Origin of the sequence: Nostoc sp. 2RC, from assembly GCF_014222165.1 — a bacterium.
Taxonomy (GTDB): Bacteria; Cyanobacteriota; Cyanobacteriia; order Cyanobacteriales; family Nostocaceae; genus Nostoc; species Nostoc linckia.
Genome location: NZ_JACKZU010000752.1, coordinates 1 through 917, shown reverse-complemented (window position 1 = coordinate 917; position 917 = coordinate 1). Strand labels below are relative to the sequence as shown.

Below are 917 nucleotides of genomic sequence, written 5' to 3'. Positions count from 1 at the left end.
AGCTTTGAACTATATGTTGTCCTAGTACAAAGTGAAGTATTTCGTGACCGTTTGGCTAAATTATCGTTCAAATCACACGAGCGAGTTTTGGCAAAGGGTATTTCACTAAGCCAAGCATCCAACCTGACTAAATTCAGTGCGCTAGCAATCAGAATATGCTGAAGATGGGTTTTAACCAATCCGATGTAGCGAGAACGACGTAGGGCAGAACGCCTTATACCTTGTGAATGCGTTGCTTCTATGCCTGCACGCTGATTGTAAGTTTCTTTCCATTCAGGTGTCTGCTGTTGTTGTCGTCGTGACTGGAGTGCCATTTGACGTGCTGGAGATTGAATACTTAACTCTCGTGGTTGAGTTTTTGATTTGGTACACTTTGACCGTACCGGACAGGCTCGGCAGGTACTACCCAAAAATCGAATGTCAATGATAGCTTGACCTTTGACATCGCTTCTTGGTATCCATTTGGTACTTTTATGCCCTTGTGGACAAGTAACTACTTGATTATCCCAATCCACTACAAAATTAGTTGTATCGAATCCCTGCCCCGCTTTTGCTTGCCAACTGGGGTCTGGTCGCACTGGCCCAATTATTTCTACGTCATGATCAGTTTTGCTGTTGACCAAATACTCGGAAGCAGTATATCCACTATCCATTAAATGTTCTTTTGGCAGCAATGTTTTAAGAGCTAGTGCTTCATGAATCGGTGGGACTGCCTGCCCATCAGTAATAGTGGATAGCGTCGTGTGAACATTTGTAATGAAACGAGGGCTATTTTCGTCACAAATCTCCGTCATGTGTACTTTGTAGCCGACCCAATTGACGCTGCGCTTGGAACTATAAGGGGTACAGCCGGGATACGTGCAAAATGGGACACGTTGTAAAGTTTTGTAAAAATTAACTCTACAACCCTTACCAGA

At 43.7% G+C, this 917-nt stretch carries 1 pseudogene; it reads right to left on the bottom strand.

The window, feature by feature from the left end:
* Positions 1-80 precede the first annotated feature (80 nt).
* Positions 81-839 (bottom strand): annotated as a pseudogene (locus GNE10_RS34830) (transposase); the annotation flags it as partial.
* Positions 840-917: the final 78 nt, after the last annotated feature.